The following is a 22,102-nucleotide window of genomic DNA, read 5'->3' as shown; positions in this document are numbered from 1 at the left end:
CAAGCCCGCTCCCACAGGTTTCGCGTGATGTTCAGACCGTGGGCGGGCCGGGATAACCGCAGTGCGCCCAGGATTCGCCGCGGCTGTACCAGGCCATCAGTACCATCTGCTGCAAAGAGCTATGACCCATACGCAACAGGCTCAACGAGCTGTTTTCCCAGCGATCGAGAAAGCTGCGCATTGCTTCGGGAGTGGCGTTTTCCCAACTGCCCCAGATCCCGGTGAGCGGCCCGCGCGTCACGGTCATGCCCAGCACGTCGAACAGCTGTCGAGTGAGTTTGAGCATTTCCGGCGACAGGTGATCGAGGCTGTAGTCCAGCGACTTGAGCGTGCCAGCCACCGCGTCCGGCATCTTTTCGGGAGCCACGGCGCCGTCGAGCATTACCGGAACCAGTGCGCGCAGAAACAGCAGGTCGCCGTCGCGCAACGAGATGAAACCGTTGGCCGCGACGCTCGACGAGCAGCCGCTGAGGCTGGCGCCGAGTCCCGCGGTGGCGAGGAATGCCGTGGCGCCGAGGCTGAGTTTCAGCAGGCCACGGCGCGACAGTGCAGGTGTATCGGTCAGGCTTGGGTGCATTGTTTTTATTACCCGGCGGCGATGACGAATGTTTAGCGGATGAACAGCTTCTGGATCAGTTTCTGAATCGATTTTCCATAAGGCGGGTAAATCAGTCGGGCCGCATTGAAGCGCTGTTTAATCAGCACGCCTTTGGCTTTGCTGAAGGTCAGGAACCCTTCGTGACCATGGTAATGGCCCATCCCCGAAGCGCCGATGCCGCCAAAGGGCATGTCGTCCTGCGCCACATGCAGCAACGTGTCGTTCAGGCACACGCCGCCGGAATGGGTTTCGTGCAGCACGCGGTTCTGTTCGCGTTTGTCGTAGCCGAAGTAGTAAAGAGCCAGAGGTCGAGGCCGCTGATTGATGTAAGCGAATGCCTGCTCCAGATCTCGATACGGCACGATTGGCAACAGCGGGCCGAAGATTTCATCCTGCATCACCGTCATTTCGTCGCTGACATTCAACAACACACTGTGCGGCATGCGCCGGCCCTGACCCTGCTCGAACAGCGGAATCAGCAGCGCGCCCTTGCTGGTGGCATCACTGACGTAACTGTTGAGTCGGGCCAATTGGCGTTCGTTGATGATCGCGGTGTAGTCCGGGTTGTCGGTGAGGGTCGGATAAAAACCCTGTACGGCCTGGCGATAGGCTTCGACGAAGCCGCCGACCCGGTCTTCCGGCACCAGCACGTAATCGGGGGCGACACAGGTTTGCCCGGCGTTGAGGGTTTTGCCGAAGGCGATGCGCTCAGCGGCATCCTTGAGCGGCACATCACGGGAAACGATGGCCGGGGATTTGCCGCCCAGTTCCAGCGTGACGGGGGTGAGATTTTCTGCGGCGGCGCGCATCACGTGCTTGCCGATGCTGGTGGCGCCAGTGAACAGCAGGTGATCGAAGCGCAGACGGGAAAACGCCACGCCGATGTCAGCTTCGCCAAGCACCACACAGACCAGATCTTCGGGGAAGATTCGCGCCAGCAGCTCCTTGAGCAACAGGCCAGTGGCGGGGGTCGACTCGCTGAGTTTGAGCATCACTCGGTTGCCCGCCGCCAACGCGCCGACCAGTGGGCCGATGGCCAGATACAGCGGGTAATTCCACGGCACGATGACGCCGATCACGCCCAGTGGCTGGTAGACAACTTTCGCCGAGGCTGGCTGAAAAGCCATGCCGACCTTGCGCCGCGAAGGCTTCATCCAGCCATTGAGGTGACGGCTGGCGTAGTGAATGCCATGCAGGCTTGGCATCAATTCGGCAAGCAGCGTTTCATCGGCGCTGCGATGGCTGAAATCGGCACTGATTGCCTCGATCAAGGCCTGACGCTCGTTGCTGAGCAAATCGCGCAGGGCCTTGAGCCATTGCTGACGCTGGGCAGCAGGTGGCATCGGATTGGCGGCGTACGCGGCCCGTTGCGCATCGAACTGCCGATCAAGTGCTTGCAGTGGCTCTTGTAGCGTTTGCAGGTAGGCAATATCGGCAGTCATTGTTGGCTCCGGATTTTATTGTAATGAGGCACTTTTTAGAGTCTATGCTCTATAAAGTCAAATGACTTCCATGCACAGCAGTGTTTTATCCATTTCCGGTTAGGTCGTAATATGCCCCTCAACGCACTCTGAATTAAAGCCCAAGCCATGGCCCCACGAATAAAAACCAGCGAGCGTATCGTGCTGAACAGCCTCGAACTGTTCAATCAGCAGGGCGAGCGCAGCATCAGCACCAATCACATTGCTGCCCATATGGAGATTTCTCCGGGCAATCTCTACTACCACTTCCCCAACAAGCAGGCGATCATCGCCGTGTTGTTCAGTGAGTACGAGAGCCTTGTCGACAGCTTCCTGCGCCCGCCGCAGGGGCGCGCCGCGACGGTGGAAGACAAGCGCTTCTATCTCAAAGAGCTGCTCTCGGCGATGTGGCGATATCGCTTTCTGCACCGCGACCTCGAACATCTGCTCGACAGCGATCCGGAGCTGGCCGCGCGCTATCGGCGTTTTTCCCAGCGCTGCTTGATCCAGGGCGGGGCGATCTACGAAGGTTTTGTTGCCGCCGGGATCCTCGACATGGACCGCGTGCAGATCGAATCCCTGACCCTCAATGCCTGGATCATCCTGACGTCCTGGGTGCGTTTTTTGTGCACCACCCGGGAAAACTCCAACCACCTCAGCGAGCAAGCCATCAAGCGTGGCGTGTACCAGGTGCTGGTACTGGAGGCCGGGTTTGTCACCGAACAGGCACGTGAAGAGGTCAATGCGTTGTTCGAGGAATTCTACGTGCCGCTGGCCCAGGCCCTCGATGACGTGAAGTAAACCGTTTCGTTGAATTCACAGGAGCCCGTTATGCCGATTGCGCAACTGATCAGTCCCAACGCACTGGATGCCCGCAAGGAGCAATCGGGGCTGGTGATTCTCGATTGTCGTTTTGCCCTCGAAGACCCGGATTACGGTCAGCGCAGCTACGCCGAAGGGCACATTGCCGGGGCGAGTTTCGCTGATCTGGAGCGCGACCTCAGTGGCAAAGTGGTCAAAGGCGTGACCGGACGTCATCCTTTGCCCGAGCCGACAGCGCTGGTCGAGCGCCTGCAAGCCTGGGGCATCAATGCCGACAGCGACGTGGTTTTGTATGACGACGGCCCCGGTGCCTACGCGGCGCGCGCATGGTGGTTGCTGGCATGGCTGGGCAAGCGCGAGGGCGTGTTCATTCTCGATGGCGGGCTCAAGGCCTGGCATGCGGCGGGTCTGCCGCTGAGTCTGGATGCGCCGACGCTAACGCCTGGTCATTTCAGCGGTCAGCCGGACATGAGCCTGCTGCTCAATGCCGAGCAATTGCAGCAACGCCTCGGTCAACCCGCGTTGACCCTGATCGATGCGCGGGCCTTGCCGCGTTTCAAGGGCGAAGTGGAACCTATCGACCCGATTGCCGGACACATCCACGGCGCACAATGCGCGGCGTTTACCGACAACCTGGGCAGTGATGGGCGCTTCCTGCCGGCCGATCAGCTCAAACAGCGCTTTGCCGCGAAGCTTGGCGAGCGTTCACCGTCCGAACTGGTTGCCTATTGCGGCTCAGGCGTGACGGCGTGTCACAACCTGTTTGCGCTGTGTCTGGCGGGGTACCCGTTGGGTTCGCTGTATGCCGGGTCGTGGAGCGAGTGGATCAACGAGCCTTCGCGCGGTATCGCCACTGGCGAATAACCCCCCTTTTGGGAGCGAGCCTGCTGGCGATGGCGTCAGGTAAGAGTATCGCCCTGATCGTTCAAGCCGTCAGGCGTGCCAGCCATTGCGGGATGCGACGTTCGAGGTAGTAGCCCGGCTGACGCAATGAGCCGTCGACGAAACCGACATGTCCGCCTTTGGGCTGCAATTCGAATTGCGTGCAGGCAGACAACTCTTCAACGCTCGGCAAGCTGTGCGGGAAGACGAAAGGATCGTCCGCTGCCTGAATGATTAGGGTCGGCGTACGAATCTCACCGAGAAAATAGCGGCTGGATGCACGGCGGTAGTAATCGTGCGCATCGGTAAATCCGTGCAGCGGCGCCGTCACCCGGCCATCGAAATCCCAGAACGTGCGCATGTTTTCCAGTGAGCCGAGCGCGGCCAGCTCCGCCAGGCTGTCCTCGCGGCCATCGTGCTGAAACTGCCGTTGCTTGTTCTTGATGTAGCCGACCATCTCACGCATGAAATGCGCCTGATAGATCTTCGAAAAACCCTGGCCGATACGGTCGGCGCATTGATCGAGCCGAAACGGTACCGACACCGCCACGGCACCGAGTACGCCGCTGGCGCTGCCGGTTTCGCCCAAGTGCTTGAGCAGCACATTACCGCCCAGGGAATAACCGACGGCATACAGCGGTGCCATCGGTCGCTTGGCGCGCAGGTGCCGAATGGCTTCGGCGAGGTCTTCGCTGGCACCGGAGTGGTAACTGCGCGATAGCAGATTCGGCTCGCCCGAACAGCCGCGCCAGTTCAGCGCGACACTGGCCCAGCCTTGAGCTCCCAGCACTTTTTGCAGGCCGGCGACATAAGGCGAATTGGACGAACCGGTCAGGCCGTGCAACACCAGCACCAATGGCGCATCGGCGGTGTGCGGGCCATGCCAGTCCAGATCGAGGAAGTCGCCGTCTGCAAGCCACAAGCGTTCACGTTCGCGGTCCAGGTGGGTGGTTTTGCGCCAGAGCGGTCCCCACAAGGTTTGCAGGTGCGGGTTGCCGAGACCGAAGGCGGGCGTAAAGCGGAAATCGGGACCGATGGAAGGGGTAAATGCGCGCACGGCAAATCTCGTAAGAATGATGCATGAAACGGCAGGCGCGCTATTGCGACTGCCAAATTCAATGAAAACCTAACTTGCCACAAAGCTCGTGTCTGCGCGACACGTGTTCCGGGTCTAACCGTCGTCTGACGCCATGACAGGTCGCGCAAGCCTTATTAGTCAGCCATTACCAGCGGATCTCCGATTTATTGCGCGGCAGGCTCGGCAATGGGGGCCGGCAATGGCTTTTGCGGCACGGTCGGGCCAGCGGTCACGATGACCATTTCATCCAGACTCAGGTGCTTGTTCATCGCGGTTTTGACTTGCTCGACCGTTAAACTCTGGATCTGCCGAATGAAGTCCTCATCTTCGCTCAAAGACCCGTTTCGGAATCCAATGCCGGCGAGTTTGTTGACAATGCTGGCATTGCTGGCAGCGGACCGCAGGAGCCGTCCTGTCCGTTCGCGCTTGACCTCGGCGAGTTCTTTCTCGGTTGGGCCGTTTTCCAGGAAGCTGGCGATCACGTCCTTCACCAGTTGCAGCGTAGCCTCGCTAACGTCGGCGCGTGTTTTCAATTCGATCAAGAACCGACCGCGCACCTGCAACAGTTCCAGCGATGACCTTACATCGTAAGTCAGACCACGCCTCTCACGTACCTCAGTGGTCAATCGACTACCTGGACCACTGCCAAGTATCCAGTTGCCCATCACCACCGCAGCATAGTCCGGATCGTCGCGCTCGACGCCCAGCTGCGAGAGACGCAGGATGGTCTGTTTGGTTGGAAACTCGAGGTGGACGGTGCTGGCCTCGTGTTGAACAGGTTGTTCGATTTTTGTCAGAGCCGGGCCCTTTGGCAATGAGGAAGAAACTTGTGCTGCAATCGCTTCGGCGTCCTCGCGGGAGAGATCGCCCACCAGCGCAATCACCACATTACCCGCAGCGTAAGCTTTCTCATGAAACGCCTTGATTTGCGATCGTGTGATCGCAGCAACGGATTGCGCAGTACCGTATTTGGATGTCGTGTAGGGGTGATTGCCATATACACGTTTGAGAAGTTCTGCGTTGGCCTGTGCGTCAGGGTTCTGTTTGAAGTAGTTGACGCGAGCGAGTACCTGATCCTTGATGTGCAGAACCGCATCGTCCGGGAAAGTCGGTTTTCCTGTGAGTTCTGCAAACATTGCCAGGACGGGTTCGCGTTTATCCAGCGCGCTCAGGCTGCGAAGCGAGACAACGGCTGTGTCGTTTTCAACGCCGTTTTTGAACGAAGCACCCACGCTTTCAAAAACGTCAGCGATTTGGCCAGCATCCTTATCCGCCACTCCTTCGTTGAGTAAGCCGTTAGTCAGTATCGCCAAGCCGCCAGCATCGCCATCACGGCTACTGCCTGCGGCGAAGGTCAGCTTCAGGTCGAACATTGGCAGTTCGGGAGCCGCGAGAAACATCACCTTGGCGCCTTCGACAGTGTTCCAAGTCTGCACGTCGAGCGTGCGACTGCTCGGGACCTTTCCTTCGAGTTCCGCCAATGACTGCAATGTACGGTCGGGATTGGAGTTGTCGCCGGGAGTGATTTCAGGTGTGGTTGGAACAGTAGTTTCAGAGGTACTTTCAGATTTTGCGTGCATAGGTAACACGTGCCCGATACTAAGGCGCTGGCGAGTGAAATAAGTGCGCGCGGCCTGCTGGATGTCTTGCGGCGTTACGCTCTGCAAGGCGAGCAGATCGGATTCCATGAACGTCCAGGAACGTCCGATACCTTCTTGTACACCGATGGCTTGGGCCTGGCTGGTAATCGAGTCTCGCTGGAAGGTCTCCCGCGCAATTATTTGCGCGCTCACCCGTTCAATCTCAGTCGTGGACGGGGGGGTAGTTTTCAGCTCATCGAGCAGCCTCCACAAGCCGGCTTCGACTTGTGCCACAGTTCTGTTTTTCAGAACGTTCGGCGTAACCGTCAGGGTGAACAGGCTGTCGCCACGGCTATTAGCGTCGTAGCTGACGGATCCGGAGGAAATCAACTCTTCGCCACGAACCAGTTGGCTCTGAATACGGCTGCTGAGTCCAAGGGAGAGAAGGTCTAAGATCAGGCGCAATGCGGTGACCGCGCGCTTGTCTTGAGCGGTGACGATACTCGGAACGTTGAAGCCCAGTATCAGGCTTGGAAATTGGGTCTGCACGTGCAGGGTGAGCTGACGTTCGCCAGGTTCGGCAAGCTCCAAGGGGATTTTCGCTGGCGGCACGTTGCGTCGGGCAATCGGACCGAAGTAACGCTGGGCCAGGGTTTTGACTTCATCCAGCGTCACGTCGCCGACCACAACCAATATGGCATTGTTGGGCATGTACCAGGATTGATACCAGCCACGCAGATCTTCGACCGTCATACGGTCAAGGTCAGCCATCCAGCCGATAGTGGGCGTGTGGTATCCACTGGCCGGGTAGGCCATGGCCGCGAAAAGTTCGTAGGCCTTGGCGAACGGAACATCGTCAGTACTCAAACGACGTTCTTCCTTGACGACTTCGATCTCGCGGGCGAACACGTCTGCCTGCAGACGCAGGCCGGCCATGCGGTCTGCTTCCAGTTCCAGAGCCACGCCCAGATGGTCGCGCGCCAGTACCTGGTGATAAACGGTGAAATCGGCGTCGGTATATGCGTTTGCTTCTGCGCCAAGGTTGCGCAGTATCTGCGAAGCTTCGTCTGGGCCGAGTGTCTTGCTGCCCTTGAACATCATGTGCTCCAGGACGTGGGACAAGCCTGTCTGCCCCGGCGCTTCGTAGCTTGAGCCGACTTTATACCAAACCTGGGAGGCTACTACCGGCGAACGATGATCTTCGCGCACGACGACCTTCAAACCATTGTCGAGTGTGAATACATGAGTTGCCTTGGAGGGTGATTCAGTTGTTACATTCATCCGTGAATAGTCCGTAATGTTTAAGCGAGTTATTTCGCTTAGACACAATGAACTGCAAATGGAAGTTCGCGTTAATCTTCATGTATTACTATTTGAGTGAGTTTGATGTGATGTCCGGCCGGGCTGGGAATTAACCTGTCCGGATATACCTTGAAGAAATGTTGCAGAGCCTCGTTGTTGCAGTGAGTAATAAGCCCGTGCGGTAGGTGGAGGGTCGATGGTAGCGATTAAATAACAGGCGGAGTAATGCTGTATTGGATGGTTTGAAAGTCGGGCTGCTAGTTGTATGAGTTTTATAGTTCGCGACGGTAATAGGTGAAAGTGGATTCCCTTAAACAAGGAACCTGATACTTCAAATTCAACGATGCGGGGTGTGTTGAGTGTTAGGCAGGCGATCTATTACACCTGCATACGAATGGTATATCCGCCGAAATTCTTGCTGGGTCCGAGCGTTCGGCCCAGTAGATTTTCGGCGGATTCTTGCGCCTGTGTCGACGCTTTATTTCTCGACAGGGTAAGAGCGCCCGACGCTTGCCCGTTCACGGTTAAGGAACGCCTTCGCGGCACCCTGAATATCAGCAGGGGTCAGCTCTCTCAGCGGCGGAACGTCAAGGTCCATTAATTGCCATGGGCAACCATTGGTGACCAGCCGGGCGATGGTCTTTGATTGCCCCTTCAAGCTATCGTTGAACCAAACTGAATAACGCGAACTTCGAAGTGTTGTTGTTCGAGAAATGTCGGCAAAAACTACCTGGACACGCAGTAAGGCCGGCCCAGGCGTTTTGTTAAGCTGATATTGCAGCACTGCGTTGTAGCAACCGTAATACGCGCGAGCGGATTTGTGCTCAGGTTACAGCGCTGCCTCGGCGCGACACATGCTCGGCAATGAGGTGCTGGACGGTGCGAGCGGTGGCTCCGGCAATGGCTGCTGAACGACAGTCGCCCCCACCGTTGCGACGCGCCAGCGATCGGCGGACAAGTGTCGCTTCATTGCTTCGTGGACTTGCTTGAGCGTCAGACGCTGTATCTGTTGCACGGTGTAATCAAGGTCGAGTGGCAGGTCATGTTGGTTGATTGCCTCCAGTCGGGCGAGTATTTGTCCGTTGCTGGCGCTCTGCAGGGCGCGACTGTTGGCCAACCGAATCTTGATCTGGTCGAGCTCCTGCTGTGTCGGCCCGTCGCGCAGATAGTCACTGAACATTGACCGGGTCAATGCCAGCGTCGCCTGGCTCAGTGACGGACTGACCTGCAGGGAAATGGTCATCACGCCTGCCGTGGCCCAATTGGAGTTTTCTGCGTGTACGTTGTACACCAGCCCGCGCTTTTCCCGCAGTTCACTCATCAGTCGACTGCTGGGTGTGCCACCAAAAATCAGATTGGCCACGTACAACGCTGCATAGTCCGGGTGCTGGCGCGACACGCTGCGCTGGGCAAGCTTCAGATGGGTCTGGGTCAGTGGCCGTTCCTCATGACGGGTCAGGTCGGTGCCGTCCGCTGTTTGCACAGGCATAGGCGGTGGGGGAGTGCCGCCCATAGGCATGACCGGCAGGGCATTGCTGATTTGCAGACTGATCGTCTTGGCCTGTGCCAGCGTCAAATCCCCCACCAAAGTGATTTGTGCCTGACTGGCGGTATAGAAGCGCTGGTGAAATTGCTCCACGTCTGTGCGTGTTATCGCTGTCAGACCCTCATTCGTGCCATAGAGCGGCACTGAGTAGGGACTGTTCGGGGCCAGCAGTTTCCTGACCAGGTCCTCCGCCAGTTTGTCATCGTCCCGGGATGCGCTGGCGATACGGTCTTTTAGTGCTTTTTTGACCTTCTTCAACGCGTCGTCGGTCAACAGCGATTCGCCGAGCATCTGCGTAATCAACTGCAGTGCCGGTGCACTTTTCTGTGCATTGCTCAAGCTGCGCAACGACAGCGTGACGCGTTCATGCTCAATGCTCAAATCAAGCTGCGCACCGAGATCATCGAATGTCTGGACAATCGCGGGAAAGTCTTTACCCGGCACGCCTTCAATAAGCATCCTCAGCGTCGTTGCGGCGAGTCCCGGCAGGCTGCTGTCCCGGGCGCTGCCGGCAGTGAAGCTGACTTGCAGATCGAACATCGGCAGCTCTGTGGTGCGGATGAACAGCACTTTGGTGCCGGTCTGCGTTTTCCAGCCCTTGATTGACGTCGCCCGTGGCGTTATGGGCTCAGGTGTCAGCTCTTTCAATGATTCCAGGCGCGGCGTGGGGAAGTTTGCCGGCGTAATGGAGACCGTGGATGCCAATGTCCGGGCGCAGGTCAGGCAGGCGATTAGTCCGAGCACAAGGCAAACGCGCCATGGTCGACGAAGGTAGCTAATCATGGTGCCACCTTCTTCAATACATGGGCGACGCTCACACGCTCTCGTGTCAGATAGCGCTCGGCAGCCTGTTGGATATCAGTGGGTGTCACCTGTGCGAGTTCGTCGGCATCCCGATCCATCGATTGCCATGACAGGCCAATACTTTCAAGTGTGGCCAGCCTGTTGGCCTGAGCCATGATGGAGTCTTGCGCATACACTTGCTTGGCAATCAACTGAGTTCGCGCGCGTTCCAGCTCCTCGGGAGCAGGTGCAGTGGTTCGCAGTTCTTCGATGATTTTCCAGATCCGCGCCTCGGCAGCGTCGATATCATTGGCATGGGTACCGGCAAGTACGGCTGTCACTGTCAGTAGCGAGTCACCTCGGGTCAGGTAGGCATACGAGGTGTCGATCTCGCTGAAAACCTGATCAGCGTAACGCAGGCGTTTTTGCAGAGGTGAACTGTTCGTACCGCCCAGCAATATGTTGAGCAGACGTAGTGCGTGTGCTGATCGCGGGTTTTGAGCGGTGACCAGCCCTGGCACATTAAAGGCCAGGATCAGTTGAGGCGCGGGCACAGGAAGGTAAAGCTTCAACTTGCGTTCACCCGGCGCTGCCAGCTCGGTGGGTCGCAATAATCGGGGAGCCGGCCGCGTGGCGAGCGGGCCGAAGTAGCGCTCTGCGAGCGTCTTGACCTGGTCTACTGTCACATCACCGACGACGACCAGCGTGGCGTTACCGGGTACGTAGTGGAGGTGATACCACTTGCGCAGGTTTTCGGCGTTTAACCGGTGCAAGTCATGCATCCAGCCGATAATCGGTGTGCGATAGCTGCTTGCCAGGTGTGCCACGCTCTGCAGGCGCTCTTGGGCCAGACTATGGTTATCATCGTCAATCCTCAAGCGACGCTCTTCGCGAATGACCGCCATTTCCGGGACCAGATCGGAATCACGCAAGTGGGCGGTCGACATCAGATCAGCCATCAGCTCGAACGCGACGCCCAGATACTTTGGCGCGAGGGTCTGGTAGTAAACCGTGGCATCTTTGTAGGTTGAGGCGTTATGTCGGGCGCCCAGCGTGTCAAGAATCGCCGCCGCCTCACCTGCGCAGGTTTTGCTGCTGCCTTTGTAGAGCATGTGCTCGAGCGCGTGGGAGAGCCCGGTCTGACCCGGCGCCTCGTCGGCAGAGCCAACCTGGAACCGCAGTTGCGAGGTTGCCAATGGCGCGCGATGGTCTTCGCGCACAAGCACTTTCAGGCCATTTTGCAGAGTGAATTGATGAGTCGGCGGGGGCGGGGAGGCCAGCGTCATCAATGGCGCCAGGCAAAGAAAAAGCAGCATCCGGCTGCATAGCGTGTCCATACGTGAATCGTCCTCAGTGGTTAGCGCAAATTGTGCTAGCCACTGTGGCGAGATTTGAAGGGCTGCGTGCGGTATCTATCTATCGCACGTCAGCGCCCATGAGCCCAGAGCTCAGGCGCTGCGCTGCCACAACGAGTAATAAACGCGACCGGATTTCTGCTCGCGGTGCAGGCGCCAGTTGCCTGGCAAACCGAGGGTCGAAGGTGCGGTTTCGCTTTCGGTGTAGACCCAGGCATCGTCGGCCAGCCACTGACGCTCTTCGAGCAGTGCGCACACGGCGGGCAGCAGGTTCTGGTTGAACGGCGGGTCAAGGAACACCAGGTCATACGCGGTGGCAGTTTGCGTTTCCAGATAGCGCAGGGCGTCGGCGGTCTGTACCTGACCGTTGGTGCAGCGCAGGGTGCCAAGATGCTCCTTGAGGCTGGAGACCGCGATGTTACTGGCGTCCAGCGCCTGGCCCATGGCGGCGCCACGGGACAGTGCTTCGAGAAACAGCGCGCCGCTGCCGGCGAACGGATCGAATACCTTGGCGCCCTCCACGTAAGGCGCGAGCCAGTTGAACAGCGTCTCACGCACGCGGTCCGGCGTTGGGCGCAGCCCCGGCGCGTCAGGGAAGCTCAGCTTGCGGCTGCCCCATTCACCACCAATGATGCGCAGTTGATTCACGCCGTTGTGCACGTTGTGAACAGGTTTTTTCGGACGAGTAGCCATTAATGCTCCGGAACCCCGAGCGGTTGCTCGGCAGGTTTATCAGATGGGGCCGGTAACGGCTTTTGCGGCACGGTCGGGCCAGCGGTGACGATGACCATTTTGTCCGTGCTCAAATGTTTGTTCAGAGCGTCGCGGACTTGTTCCACGGTCAGGCTCTGGGACTGACGCATGAAGTCATCCAGGTAGCTCAACGGCAGATTATAGAAGCCCATGGCGCCAAGTTGGCCAACAATGTCGGCGTTGCTCGCGGTGGACAGCGGGAAGCTGCCGGCCAGTTCGCGTTTGGCGTCGTCGAGTTCTTTCTGGGTCGGACCGGTTTTCAGGTAGTCGGCAAGCACGTCCTGCACCAGCTTCAGCGTGCCTTCGCTCATTTCGGCGCGGGTCTGCAGGTTGATCAGGAACGGGCCGCGAACCTGCATCGGGCTGAAGCCGGAATACACGCCATAGGCCAGCCCGCGTTTCTCGCGAACTTCGCTCATCAACCGGGTGCCGAAACCCCCGCCGCCGAGGATCTGGTTGCCCATCGACAATGCCGCGTAGTCCGGGTCATCGCGGTCGATGCCCAACTGCGCGATCATCAGGTTGCTCTGCTTCGATGGGAACTCGATATGACCGACACTGGCTTGCGGTTCCTGTGGCTGGGCGATCTTCGCCATTGCCGGGCCTTTCGGCAGGGCAGCGGAAACCTGATTGGCAATCGCCTCGGCGTCAGCGCGGGACAGGTCACCGACCAGCGCGATCACCACGTTGCCGGCAGCGTAGGCCTTGGCGTGGAATTCACGCAGTTGCGCAAGGGTGATCTTCGGTACGCTCTGCTCGTTGCCGTCGCTCGAATGCGCGTACGGGTGATCCCCGTACAGGCGCTTCATCAGCTCCAGGCTGGCAAGTTTGCCGGGGTTCTGTTTCTGGTATTCGAAGCCGGCGAGCATCTGATTCTTGATACGCGCGAACGAGTCGGCAGGGAAGGTCGGTTTGCCGACGACTTCCGAGAACAGCTTCAATGCCGGTTCGCGCTGCTCAGCGGCGCTCAGACTGCGCAGCGAAGCCAATGCCATGTCCTTGAAAGCGCCATTGCCGAAATCCGCACCGAGGCCTTCGAAACCCTGGGCGATTGCACCGACATCCTTGCCAGCCACGCCTTCATTGAGCATCGCGTTGGTCAGCACCGCCAGACCCGGCGCATTGCCGTCCTGACTGCTGCCGGCGGCGAAGATCAGGCGCATGTCGAACATCGGCAGCTCGTGGGCTTCGACGAACAGCACCTTGGCGCCTTCGGCGGTGTTCCAGGTCTGCACGTCGAGTTTGCGGCTGGCCGGGGCCTTGCCGTCGAGTTCGGCCAGCGATTGCAGCTTTTGCGTGGACTTGGCGTTGTCCAGTGCATCGCTCGCCTTGCTGTCAGCGCTTGGCGACAGATAGAAAGCAGTGGCGCCGATCACGGCGACCGCGATCAGGCCAAGCAGCAGAAAGCGTGGGGTTTTGCGCTCACTCATGAGTCGTCTCCAGTGGCAGTACGTGGGCGACGCTGAGACGTTCGCGGGTGAAATACAGCTTGGCGGCGTTCTGGATGTCTTGCGGGGTCACGCTTTCCAGATCGGCCAGTTCGGTGTCCATCAGTTTCCACGACAGGCCGACGGTCTCAAGCTGACCGATGGCCGTGGCCTGACTGGTGATCGAATCACGTTCGTAAACCAGACCGGCAATCACTTGGGCGCGGACGCGCTCCAGTTCTTCGGCGGACGGCGCAGTGGTTTTCAACTGCTCCAGCAGCTTCCACAGGCCAGCCTCGGCTTGCGCCATGGTCTTTTTCTTCTGGGTGTTGGGCGTGGCCGACAAGGTAAACAGGCTGTCGCCGCGAGTGTAGGCGTCGTAGCTCGACGAGCCGCCGGACACTAGCTCTTCACCGCGCTCCAGTTGGGTGGGGATGCGTCCGCTGTAACCGCCATCGAGCAGCGCCGAAATCAACCGCAGCGCGTTAACCGAGCGTTTGTCCTCGGCAGTGGCGATGCTCGGCACGTTGAAACCGAGCATCAGGCTAGGCAGTTGTGTCTGCACATGCAGAGTGATCTTGCGCTCGCCGGGTTCGGCCAGTTCCAGCGGTTGTTTCGCCGGTGGCACGTCGCGTTTGGCGATCGGGTCGAAGTAGCGTTGGGCGAGGGTTTTGACTTCGTCCGGGGTGACGTCGCCGACGACCACCAATGTGGCGTTGTTCGGCACGTACCAGGATTGATACCAGTGGCGCAGCTCTTCAACCTTCATCCGGTCGAGGTCAGCCATCCAGCCGATGGTCGGCGTGTGGTAGCCGCTGGCCGGGTAAGCCATCGCCTTGTAGCGTTCGTAAGCCTTGGACATCGGCTTGTCATCGGTGCGCAGACGGCGCTCTTCCTTGATGACTTCGATTTCCTTGGCGAACTCGTCGGCCGGCAGGCGCAGGTTGGCCATGCGATCGGCTTCCAGTTCGAAGGCCACGCCCAGACGGTCGCGCGCCAGCACCTGGTAATAAGCGGTGAAGTCATCGCTGGTGAAAGCGTTCTCTTCGGCGCCGAGGTCGCGCAGGATCAGCGAGGCTTCGCCGGGGCCGACTTTTTCGCTGCCCTTGAACATCATGTGCTCAAGCGCGTGGGACAGACCGGTCTGGCCCGGGGTTTCGTAGCTGGAACCGACCTTGTACCAGACTTGCGACACCACCACCGGCGCGCGATGGTCTTCGCGCACGACGACCTTCAAGCCGTTGTCGAGAGTGAATTCGTGGGTCGGTTGCGGGTCGGCCGCCAGGGCCGAAAGGGGCAGGCAGACTGTGCTGAACAGCAGGCCTGCAGCGCGGCGGGCTAGAGCATTCATTCGTTTTTTAACCTGTTGGGCTGCCCGCTTGGTCTTAGCCTAGGCGGGCGAGGAGGTGCTAGGATACTGATCCGTTTTACTGGCGGCCACGCCTATCAGGCCTTTGATCGGTCGATAGGTTGTATGGGTTCCCGGCAGAAGCTTTGAGTTTGTCAGCTAAACTCTGCGTTTTCGCCGACGATGCCGTTCCAGTCCTTCGTGTTAATCGACCTTTGAGGCGTCTTTGGCGCCTCGACAAAATGTTGCGCGTGAACAAGCTGGGCTAAACACAGTCTGTTCTGCATCGAATATTTATTTGCCGGGGCGCCCTTATGGCGCGTCGCTACCGTGAGATAGCCGTCCTCCATGTTTGGTTCCAACGACGACAAGAAGACCCCAGCTGCGGCTGGCGAGAAGAAAAGCCTGTTCGGATGGCTGCGTAAGAAACCGCAGGAACCCGTCGTCGAACAGCCGCCCGCAATTCCTGAACCGGCCCCGGCGCCTGCTCCTTTAATAGAAGAAGAGCCGGCTCCGATTGTGCTGCCGATTGCCGAGCCGGTGTTGCAACCGGTTGAGCCAGAACCAGAGCCTGAAGCGCCTGTGGCGGCTGAGCTGCCGCTGACTCCGGCGGCTGAGCCATGGCTGACCTTGCCAGTGGCGGAAGAGCCGGTGGCGTTGGTTGAAGAGGCTGCGCCGCATATCACCCCGCAGATTCCTGCGCCTGCTGCGTTTGTTCCAGAGGTCGCTCCGGCGCCTGTGGTTGAGCCGGTTGGCGAGCCTGTGCCGGTGCTTGTAGCGCCCGTTGTTGCAGAACCAGTCACTGAAACTATCGCTTCTGAGCCTGTTGCTCCGGCCGTTGTTGCTCCTGCTGCGCCAATCGTTCAACAGCCCGAGCCAGTACCTGCCCCCGTCGTTGCTGCCCCGGTCTTGCCGGTCGAAGTGGTTACCGAAGCCCCCGTCGAAGCCCCGCGCACCGAAGAAACCAAAGCCGGTTTCTTCGCCCGCCTCAAGCAAGGTCTGTCGAAAACCAGCGCCAGCATTGGCGAGGGCATGGCCAGCCTGTTCCTCGGTCGCAAAACCATCGATGACGAGCTGCTCGACGACCTCGAAACCCGTCTGCTGACCGCCGACGTTGGCGTCGAAGCCACTACACAGATCATCCAACGCCTGACCCAGAAAGTCGCTCGCAAGGAACTTGCCGACGCCGATGCGTTGTACAAATCCCTGCAGGCCGAACTGGCTGCGATGCTCAAACCGGTCGAGCAGCCGCTGAAAATCGTGTCGCAGAACAAGCCGTTCGTGATCCTTGTGGTCGGCGTCAACGGTGCCGGCAAGACCACCACCATCGGCAAACTGGCGAAGAAACTGCAGCTGGAAGGCAAGAAAGTCATGCTGGCCGCCGGTGACACCTTCCGCGCTGCTGCGGTGGAGCAATTGCAGGTCTGGGGCGAACGCAACAAGATCCCGGTGATTGCCCAGCACACCGGCGCCGATTCCGCTTCGGTGATCTTCGACGCCGTGCAAGCCGCCAAGGCGCGTGGCATCGACGTGCTGATCGCCGACACCGCCGGTCGTCTGCACACCAAAGACAATCTGATGGAAGAGCTGAAAAAGGTTCGCCGCGTAATCGGCAAGCTCGACGCCGACGCGCCGCACGAAGTGCTGCTGGTACTCGACGCCGGTACCGGTCAGAACGCCATCAACCAGGCCAAGCAATTCAACCAGACCGTCGAACTGACCGGCCTGGCGCTGACCAAACTCGACGGCACCGCCAAAGGTGGGGTGATCTTCGCCCTGGCCAAGCAGTTCGGTCTGCCGATTCGCTATATCGGCGTCGGTGAAGGCATCGACGATTTGCGTACCTTTGAAGCCGAACCCTTTGTCCAGGCACTCTTTGCCGAGCGGGAGCGTTCATGATTCGTTTCGAACAGGTCGGTAAACGCTACCCGAACGGTCACGTCGGCTTGCATGAGCTGAGCTTTCGAGTCCGTCGTGGCGAGTTCTTGTTTGTGACCGGCCATTCTGGTGCCGGTAAATCCACGTTGTTGCGCCTGTTGCTGGCGATGGAGCGTCCGAGCAGCGGCAAGCTGCTGCTCGCCGGGCAAGACCTGAGCACCATCAGCAATGCGCAGATTCCGTTCCTGCGTCGGCAGATCGGCGTGGTGTTCCAGAACCATCAGTTGCTGTTCGATCGCACGGTGTTTAACAACGTCGCGTTGCCGTTGCAGATTCTCGGGCTGTCCAAGGCCGAAATCGCCAAGCGGGTCGATTCGGCGCTGGAGCGCGTGGCGCTGTCGGACAAAACCAGTCTGTACCCAGGCGACTTGTCCACCGGTCAGCAACAGCGCGTCGGCATCGCCCGCGCCATCGTCCACCGTCCGGCCCTGCTGCTGGCGGACGAACCGACCGGTAACCTCGACCCGCGTCTGGCGGCCGAGATCATGGGCGTGTTTGAAGACATCAACCGTTTGGGCACCAGCGTGCTGATCGCCAGTCACGACCTGGCGCTGATCGCCCGGATGCGTCACCGCATGCTGACCCTGCAACGTGGCCGATTGATCGGCGACGGGGAGGCCGGGGTATGAGTGCCACTCGCAGTCCGAAGGTTTCCGAGCGCGTGGCCCCGAAGGCCGCCGATCCGCAACCGGCAAAGAAGAAAAAACACGACGATGATGACGGCCCCGACTTCGCCACGCTGTTCCGCGCCTGGGTCGAAAGCCATCGCGCCAGCCTGCTCGACAGCCTGCGTCGTCTCGGCAAGCAGCCGATCGGCAGTTTCTTCACCTGCATGGTGATGGCGGTGGCGCTGAGCCTGCCGATGGGCCTTTCGCTGTTGCTCAATAACGTCGAGCGTCTCGGCGGATCGTGGCAGCGTGCGGCGCAGATCTCGCTGTACCTGCAACTCGACGCCAGCCCGGAGCAGGGCGAGTCGTTGCGCGAACAGATCAAAGGCATGCCCGGCGTAGCTGATGCTGAATATGTCGGGCGCGATCAGGCGCTGGAAGAGTTTCAACAGCAGTCGGGATTGGGCGAAGCCCTGCGCGAGCTGCCGGAAAACCCTTTACCGGGCGTTGTGCTGGTGACGCCGAACGAGGTCGACAAGACCACGCTGGAAGCATTAAGACAAAAACTTTCCGAGCTGCCCAAGGTACAACAGGCGCAACTTGATCTAGTCTGGGTCGAACGTCTGGCCGCCATCCTCAAGCTCGGCGATCGTTTTGTCTTCGGTCTGACAGTGCTGCTGGTTTCTGCATTACTTTTGGTGATAGGCAATACCATTCGTCTTCATATTGAAAACCGCCGCACAGAGATAGAAGTGATTAAACTCGTCGGCGGCACTGACAGCTATGTACGGCGTCCTTTCCTTTATATGGGCGCGCTGTATGGCTTCGGTGCGGGGCTGTTGTCCTGGGGCGTATTGGCGTTCGGCCTCGACTGGCTGAACGACGCGGTGGTTGGACTGGCCGGCTTGTACGGCAGTGATTTCGCGCTGGCCGGAGTGCCAGTCGCCGATGGTCTGTCGCTCTTGCTTGGCGCGGTGCTGTTGGGTTATATCGGTGCATGGATTGCAGTCGCACGTCATCTCAGGGAGCTGGCGCCGAAGTAGAATCTTTTTTGCGCGTGATTGACCTTGCGGTTTTTTGGGAACTTGCACTTGAGTTCCCGGTCAATTTTTCGCAGTGCTGAGAAGCACGAGTATGTAAGTCGGAGGTTTTTTCGTATGACCAATTCTTTGCAACCTGCGTACGCGTTGGTTCCAGGCGCAAACCTGGAAGCCTATGTGCACACCGTGAACAGCATTCCATTGCTGACGCCGGAGCAGGAGCGTGAACTGGCCGAGAGTCTCTATTATGAGCAGGATTTGGGGGCGGCTCGGCAGATGGTGCTCGCCCACCTGCGTTTTGTCGTACACATTGCCCGTAGCTATAGCGGCTACGGTCTGGCTCAGGCTGACCTGATCCAGGAAGGTAACGTCGGCCTGATGAAGGCCGTAAAGCGCTTCAACCCGGAAATGGGTGTGCGCCTGGTGTCGTTCGCTGTGCACTGGATCAAGGCGGAAATTCACGAGTTCATCCTGCGCAACTGGCGCATTGTGAAAGTCGCGACCACCAAGGCCCAGCGCAAGCTGTTCTTCAACCTGCGTAGCCAGAAGAAGCGTCTGGCGTGGCTGAACAATGAGGAAGTCCACCGTGTGGCGGAAAGCCTCGGCGTCGAGCCGCGGGAAGTGCGCGAGATGGAAAGTCGCCTGACCGGCCATGACATGGCTTTCGACCCGGCTGCGGAAGCGGACGACGACAGCGCTTTCCAGTCGCCGGCCAACTATCTGGAAGACCACCGGTACGACCCGGCGCGTCAACTGGAAGATGCCGACTGGAGCGACAACTCCAACAACAACCTGCACGAAGCACTGGAAGTGCTGGACGAACGCAGCCGCGACATCCTCTACCAGCGTTGGCTGGCAGAAGAGAAAGCCACGCTGCACGACCTGGCGCAGAAGTACAACGTGTCGGCCGAGCGAATCCGTCAGCTCGAAAAGAGCGCGATGAACAAGCTCAAGTTGTCGATTGCCGCATAACCGGCGCCTCGACAACAAAAAACGCCCCGATCAGCGATGATCAGGGCGTTTTTGTTTGAAGATCAAAAGATCGCAGCGTGCCGCAGCTCCTACACGGGACCCGCATTCACCTGTGGGAGCTGCCGAATCTTGAAGTCACTGCGCCCACGGCACCCGCCGCGAATCATTCAGACTCAGCAGATAACTCGTCCCACCCAACTGACTCATTTGCTGCCGAATCCAGCCAGCCCGGCGCGCGACATAAGCCGTCGGATGGCTCGCACTCCACACCCGCGGATTGGGTAATACCGCCGCCAGATAACTCGCTTGCTGTCGGGACAACGATTTCGCGCTCACGCCGAAATGATGTCGCGCAGCGGCTTCGGCGCCAAACACGCCGTCATCCCACTCGACACTGTTCAGGTACACCTCGAGAATCCGCTGCTTGGGCCACAACACCTCGATCAGCGCAGTAAACCAGGCTTCCAGGCCTTTACGCAGATAGCTGCGCCCGGCCCACAGAAACAGGTTTTTCGACACTTGCTGGCTCAACGTACTGGCGCCGCGAATTGAGCCGCCGAGTTCGTTATGCGCCAGAGCAGCCTGGATTGCGCTGAAATCAAAGCCCCAATGCTCGGGAAACTTCTGATCTTCGCCAGCCATGACCGCCACCTTGAGATCGTCGGAAATCTCGTCCCACGGCTTCCAGGTGCGCTGCAGGTCGATCGGCTCGCCGTCGATCCAGGATTCGACCTTGCGCTCGACCATCAGCGCGGTGCCCGGCGGCGGTACGAAGCGAAATATCAGCACCAGCAATACGCTGCCCCCCGCGAACCAGAGCAGGGCCTTCGTGAGACGACGGAAAATTGAACGCAACATAGAGATGGCTTGGCCGAACCCGTGGAGCGGGCCATTATACAGACCCTGCCGATCGAGTCTGACTGGAGTTCCCAATGCTGCGTGGCTTTTTGATGCTGGCCGCTTTTTTTGGTTTCACGGGCGTTGCATTGGGTGCGTTCGCCGCCCATGGCCTGAAAAACCGCCTGACACCTGAGTATCTGGCGATTTTCCACACGGGCGTCACCTATCAACTGGTGCATACACTGGCGTTATTCGGCGTGGCCTTGCTGGCGACGCAGATTCAGGGGCGACTGGTCACTTGGGCCGGTATCTCGTTCACTGTCGGTATCCTGCTGTTTTCCGGCAGCCTCTACCTGCTGACCACCACCGGCATCAGTAAGCTGGGCATCATCACCCCCTTCGGCGGCTTGGCGTTTCTCGTCGGCTGGCTGTGCCTGGGCGTCGCCGCCTGGCGCCTGACCTGACCCACCCTCCGACCTGAACTGATCGGAAACCGCTCTCTGTATCTGATCGCAAACCGCTCCCTGTAGGAACTGCCGCAGGCTGCGATCTTTTGATCTTGAAAAACAACATCAAAAGATCGCAGCCTGCGGCAGCTCCTACAGGGGCCTGGCCAATTCACCGGGGCAGCGGGTTTCAAGACGAATGGCTTGGGTCGCCCTGTCTGATCGGGCTAGAATGCCAGCCCCTAAAAATGATGGCGGCATTGCGCATGCGCATTCAGTTGAACGGCGAATCCCTTGAACTGCCCGACGGTGAAACCGTTGCGGCCCTGATTACCCGTCTGGAACTGACCGGACGCCGGGTAGCAGTGGAACTCAATCTGGATATCGTCCCGCGCAGCCAGCATGCCAGCACCACGCTCAATGAAGGCGACAACGTAGAAGTGGTGCACGCCATCGGCGGCGGCTAGTCGCGCGGCCCGCAAGGGCACAGAATTCTGCAAGACCCTCACCCCTAAAGAGGATTCCCCATGAGCATCGTTCGTAGCGACAAGCCTTTTGTGCTGGCCGGTCGTACTTACCAGTCGCGTTTGCTGGTCGGTACCGGCAAGTACCGTGACATGGATGAAACCCGCCAGGCCATCGAAGCCTCGGGTGCCGAGATCGTCACCTTCGCAGTGCGCCGCACCAACCTGGGCCAGATCGAAGGCGAACCGAACCTGCTCGATGTATTGTCGCCGGATCGCTACACCTTCCTGCCGAACACCGCCGGTTGCTACGACGCGATCGAAGCCGTGCGCACCTGCCGCCTGGCCCGTGAGCTGCTCGATGGCCACAATCTGGTGAAGCTGGAAGTGTTGGCCGACCAGAAAACCCTGTTCCCCAACGTGATCGAAACCCTCAAGGCCGCCGAAACGCTGGTCAAGGAAGGCTTCGACGTGATGGTCTACACCAGTGATGACCCGATCATCGCCCGTCAACTGGCGGAAATCGGCTGCATCGCCGTCATGCCGCTGGCCGGCCTGATCGGCTCTGGCCTGGGTATCTGCAATCCATACAACCTGCAGATCATCCTCGAAGAAGCAAAGATTCCGGTATTGGTAGACGCCGGTGTCGGCACCGCTTCCGATGCCACCATCGCCATGGAACTGGGCTGCGACGCCGTACTGATGAACTCGGCGATCGCCCACGCCGGTCAACCAGTGATGATGGCCCAAGCCATGCAACATGCGATCGTCGCGGGCCGTCTGGCCTACCTCGCCGGTCGCATGCCGAAAAAACTCTATGCCAGCGCCTCTTCGCCGCTGGATGGTCTGATCAAGTAAGA

Annotated in this window: 20 protein-coding genes and 1 pseudogene; 9 read left to right on the top strand and 12 right to left on the bottom strand. The window is 59.2% G+C overall.

Annotation, left to right across the window (positions count from 1 at the left end; genetic code table 11):
- Nucleotides 1-31 precede the first annotated feature (31 nt).
- Entirely contained in the window at nt 32-577 is a 546-nt protein-coding gene (locus ICA15_RS11655; protein ID WP_210553456.1) for a twin-arginine translocation pathway signal protein, read from the bottom strand.
- A gap of 32 nt (nt 578-609) precedes the next feature.
- Nucleotides 610-2,040, bottom strand: a complete 1,431-nt coding sequence (locus tag ICA15_RS11650) for a coniferyl aldehyde dehydrogenase (protein ID WP_210553457.1) — start codon at nt 2,038-2,040, stop codon at nt 610-612.
- Between the two features lie 147 nt (nt 2,041-2,187).
- Between ICA15_RS11650 and ICA15_RS11645 the strand changes: the two genes are divergently transcribed.
- Nucleotides 2,188-2,859 (top strand): TetR/AcrR family transcriptional regulator, encoded by a 672-nt coding sequence (locus tag ICA15_RS11645; RefSeq protein ID WP_042561566.1) that lies wholly within the window; start codon nt 2,188-2,190, stop codon nt 2,857-2,859.
- A 30-nt stretch (nt 2,860-2,889) separates the two neighbouring features.
- The gene (locus ICA15_RS11640) at nt 2,890-3,744 is read left to right on the top strand and encodes a sulfurtransferase (RefSeq protein WP_210553458.1); all 855 of its coding nucleotides are present in this window, start codon (nt 2,890-2,892) and stop codon (nt 3,742-3,744) included.
- A 61-nt stretch (nt 3,745-3,805) separates the two neighbouring features.
- On the opposite strand, the gene ICA15_RS11635 is transcribed toward ICA15_RS11640, so the two are convergent.
- The 9 genes and pseudogenes from ICA15_RS11635 to ICA15_RS11595 all read right to left on the bottom strand — a co-directional run bounded on the left by ICA15_RS11635 (nt 3,806) and on the right by ICA15_RS11595 (nt 15,284).
- Entirely contained in the window at nt 3,806-4,819 is a 1,014-nt protein-coding gene (locus ICA15_RS11635; RefSeq protein WP_224450875.1) for a hydrolase, read from the bottom strand.
- 185 nt (nt 4,820-5,004) lie between these two features.
- Nucleotides 5,005-6,420, bottom strand: a complete 1,416-nt coding sequence (locus ICA15_RS11630; protein WP_210553575.1) for a M16 family metallopeptidase — start codon at nt 6,418-6,420, stop codon at nt 5,005-5,007.
- Nucleotides 6,403-7,701: pseudogene (locus ICA15_RS11625) on the bottom strand (M16 family metallopeptidase); the annotation flags it as partial. The pseudogene ICA15_RS11625 and the gene ICA15_RS11630, both read right to left, overlap by 18 nt.
- 850 nt (nt 7,702-8,551) lie before the next feature.
- On the bottom strand, nt 8,552-10,051 hold the full coding sequence (locus ICA15_RS11620) for a M16 family metallopeptidase (RefSeq protein WP_210553459.1): 1,500 nt from the start codon (nt 10,049-10,051) through the stop codon (nt 8,552-8,554).
- Nucleotides 10,048-11,388, bottom strand: a complete 1,341-nt coding sequence (locus ICA15_RS11615) for a M16 family metallopeptidase (protein ID WP_210553460.1) — start codon at nt 11,386-11,388, stop codon at nt 10,048-10,050. Before ICA15_RS11615 ends, ICA15_RS11620 begins: the two co-directional genes overlap by 4 nt.
- Nucleotides 11,389-11,499: 111 nt before the next feature.
- Nucleotides 11,500-12,099, bottom strand: a complete 600-nt coding sequence (gene rsmD / locus ICA15_RS11610) for a 16S rRNA (guanine(966)-N(2))-methyltransferase RsmD (protein ID WP_210553461.1) — start codon at nt 12,097-12,099, stop codon at nt 11,500-11,502.
- Nucleotides 12,099-13,589, bottom strand: coding sequence for a M16 family metallopeptidase (locus ICA15_RS11605; protein ID WP_210553462.1), 1,491 nt, complete (start codon nt 13,587-13,589; stop codon nt 12,099-12,101). Before ICA15_RS11605 ends, rsmD begins: the two co-directional genes overlap by 1 nt.
- A complete protein-coding gene (locus ICA15_RS11600; protein ID WP_210553463.1) occupies nt 13,582-14,937 on the bottom strand; it encodes a M16 family metallopeptidase in 1,356 nt (451 codons plus the stop codon). The genes ICA15_RS11605 and ICA15_RS11600 overlap by 8 nt, the downstream gene beginning before the upstream one ends.
- 152 nt (nt 14,938-15,089) lie before the next feature.
- Nucleotides 15,090-15,284 (bottom strand): hypothetical protein, encoded by a 195-nt coding sequence (locus ICA15_RS11595; RefSeq protein ID WP_150601989.1) that lies wholly within the window; start codon nt 15,282-15,284, stop codon nt 15,090-15,092.
- On the opposite strand from ICA15_RS11595, the gene ftsY reads away from it, so the two are divergent.
- From ftsY to rpoH, 4 genes are all read left to right on the top strand, one after another.
- Nucleotides 15,283-16,833, top strand: coding sequence for a signal recognition particle-docking protein FtsY (gene ftsY / locus ICA15_RS11590; RefSeq protein ID WP_210553464.1), 1,551 nt, complete (start codon nt 15,283-15,285; stop codon nt 16,831-16,833). The two genes, ICA15_RS11595 and ftsY, sit on opposite strands and share 2 nt — an antisense overlap.
- Nucleotides 16,830-17,501, top strand: a complete 672-nt coding sequence (gene ftsE / locus ICA15_RS11585; protein WP_150601987.1) for a cell division ATP-binding protein FtsE — start codon at nt 16,830-16,832, stop codon at nt 17,499-17,501. Before ftsY ends, ftsE begins: the two co-directional genes overlap by 4 nt.
- Nucleotides 17,498-18,523 (top strand): permease-like cell division protein FtsX, encoded by a 1,026-nt coding sequence (gene ftsX / locus ICA15_RS11580; protein ID WP_042561558.1) that lies wholly within the window; start codon nt 17,498-17,500, stop codon nt 18,521-18,523. Before ftsE ends, ftsX begins: the two co-directional genes overlap by 4 nt.
- Nucleotides 18,524-18,637: 114 nt before the next feature.
- A complete protein-coding gene (gene rpoH / locus ICA15_RS11575; RefSeq protein WP_042561557.1) occupies nt 18,638-19,492 on the top strand; it encodes an RNA polymerase sigma factor RpoH in 855 nt (284 codons plus the stop codon).
- 135 nt (nt 19,493-19,627) lie between these two features.
- Here the strand turns inward: rpoH and mtgA are convergent, their stop codons facing one another.
- Nucleotides 19,628-20,350, bottom strand: coding sequence for a monofunctional biosynthetic peptidoglycan transglycosylase (gene mtgA, locus ICA15_RS11570; protein ID WP_150601986.1), 723 nt, complete (start codon nt 20,348-20,350; stop codon nt 19,628-19,630).
- Nucleotides 20,351-20,424: 74 nt separating this feature from the next.
- On the opposite strand from mtgA, the gene ICA15_RS11565 reads away from it, so the two are divergent.
- The 3 genes from ICA15_RS11565 (at nt 20,425) to ICA15_RS11555 (ending at nt 22,100) form a co-directional block, all read left to right on the top strand.
- Entirely contained in the window at nt 20,425-20,796 is a 372-nt protein-coding gene (locus tag ICA15_RS11565) for a DUF423 domain-containing protein (RefSeq protein ID WP_210553465.1), read from the top strand.
- Between the two features lie 248 nt (nt 20,797-21,044).
- Nucleotides 21,045-21,245, top strand: a complete 201-nt coding sequence (gene thiS / locus ICA15_RS11560; RefSeq protein ID WP_210553466.1) for a sulfur carrier protein ThiS — start codon at nt 21,045-21,047, stop codon at nt 21,243-21,245.
- A gap of 60 nt (nt 21,246-21,305) precedes the next feature.
- Nucleotides 21,306-22,100 (top strand): thiazole synthase, encoded by a 795-nt coding sequence (locus ICA15_RS11555; protein WP_150601984.1) that lies wholly within the window; start codon nt 21,306-21,308, stop codon nt 22,098-22,100.
- Nucleotides 22,101-22,102: the final 2 nt, after the last annotated feature.

The organism is Pseudomonas sp. P116, from assembly GCF_020149425.1.
Lineage (GTDB): Bacteria > Pseudomonadota > Gammaproteobacteria > Pseudomonadales > Pseudomonadaceae > Aquipseudomonas > Aquipseudomonas anatoliensis.
The sequence above is the reverse complement of the archived record's forward strand: the minus strand, read 5'-3'. Positions and strand labels throughout refer to the sequence as shown.